Raw genomic sequence first — 2,145 nt, 5'->3', positions numbered from 1 at the left:
GGTTAATGGTTCTCAGCTTTATGCTCTAGGGAGCAATGTTGCAAAGACATTAGGTGGTGAAGCCAGCTATGAAGATGGCAAATGGGTTGCTCCTACATTCCATTTTAAAGGTTTCAACGACAATGGTAATGTTACTGACGCGAGTTATAATGATGTAACCTCAGCCTTTACGGGTGTTGGTGATTCATTTGAGAAAGTTAAAGATCAGTTTGCGAATATTAAGGATGAAATTGGCAAAGAGATCAGCACCGTTCAAAGTGATGCGTTGTTGTGGGATGGAAGCAAAGGTGCGTTTGTAGCAGAACATGGCAAAGAAGGTAGCAAAACGAACAGCAAGATCACATCACTTGCCAATGGATCTATTAATTCTAGCTCAAGTGATGCCGTGGCTGGTAATCAACTTCATGCTTTGGGGAGCAGTATTGCGAAGTCATTAGGGGGTAACGCCAGCTATGAAGATGGCAAATGGGTTGCGCCTACATTCCATTTTAAAGGTTTCAACGACAATGGTGATGTTACTGACGCGAGTTATAATGATGTAACCTCAGCCTTTACGGGTGTTGGTGATTCATTTGAGAAAGTTAAAGATCAGTTTGCGAATATTAAGGATGAAATTGGCAAAGAGATCAGCACCGTTCAAAGTGATGCGTTGTTGTGGGATGGAAGCAAAGGTGCGTTTGTAGCAGAACATGGCAAAGAAGGTAGCAAAACGAACAGCAAGATCACATCACTTGCCAATGGATCTATTAATTCTAGCTCAAGTGATGCCGTGGCTGGTAATCAACTTCATGCTTTGGGGAGCAGTATTGCGAAGTCATTAGGGGGTAACGCCAGCTATGAAGATGGCAAATGGGTTGCGCCTACATTCCATTTTAAAGGTTTCAATGAAAATGGTGATGTCACTGACACGAGTTATAATGATGTAACCTCAGCCTTTACGGGTGTTGGCAATTCATTTGAGAAAGTTAAAGATCAGTTTGCGAATATTAAGGATGAAATTGGCAAAGAGATCAGTACGGTTCAAAGTGATGCGTTGTTGTGGGATGGAAGCAAAGGTGCATTTGTAGCAGAACATGGCAAAGAAGGTAGCAAAACGAACAGCAAGATTACATCACTTGCCAATGGAGCTATTAATTCTAGCTCAAGTGATGCGGTGAATGGTTCACAGCTTTATTCGATGAACAATACGTTAGCGCGCTATTTTGGTGGTGGAGCTAAGTATGAGAATGGTCAGTGGACAGCTCCAAGCTTTAAGGTTAATACAGTAAGTGCAGATGGTGGCAAGGTTGAAGAGCAGAGCTATGATAATGTATCGAAAGCCTTTGCGAGTGTTGGTACATCTTTCAGCAATCTTCATAATGAAGTGACGAATGCTGTTACGGATATTAATAATCACATCAACAATGTGGTGAATGATAGTCTTGTTAAGCAAGATGAGAAGACACATGTTATTGCCGTTGGAGGTGAAAAGAGCGGCACTGAAGTTACGTTTGCGAATACTGATGGAGTGTCACGGACCCTTACAGGTGTAAAGGCAGGAGCGCTTACAGAAACCTCGACAGATGCGGTGAATGGTTCACAGCTTTATTCGATGAACAATACGTTAGCGCGCTATTTTGGTGGTGGAGCTAAGTATGAGAATGGTCAGTGGACAGCTCCAAGCTTTAAGGTTAATACAGTAAGTGCAGATGGTGGCAAGGTTGAAGAGCAGAGCTATGATAATGTATCGAAAGCCTTTGCGAGTGTTGGTACATCTTTCAGCAATCTTCATAATGAAGTGACGAATGCTGTTACGGATATTAATAATCACATCAACAATGTGGTGAATGATAGTCTTGTCAAGCAGGATGAAGAGAGTAAGGTCATCAAGATCGGAGCAGAGAAAGAGGGAACAGAAATCACTATTGCTAATAGTGATGGTGCAGAACGTAGTCTCTCCGGTGTTAAGGCAGGGAGCCTTTCAGCAGATTCAACAGAAGCAGTGAATGGTGGTCAGCTATATTCCTTGAATCAGACGTTAGCGAGCTATTTTGGTGGTGGTGCTAAGTTTGAGAATGGTCAGTGGGTAGCACCAAGCTTTACGATATTGAGCTTTAACGAGGATGGCAGTTCTGAGGAAACGAGTTATAATAGTGTTTCTGCTGC

1 pseudogene is annotated in these 2,145 nt (G+C 42.6%); it reads left to right on the top strand.

The features are described 5' to 3' along the window. Window positions 1–2,145: pseudogene (locus FS875_RS09720) on the top strand (hypothetical protein); the annotation flags it as partial.

Source organism: Bartonella saheliensis (assembly GCF_902162175.1).
Note: the sequence above shows the minus strand (reverse complement) of the source record. Positions and strands in the feature narration are given on the sequence as shown.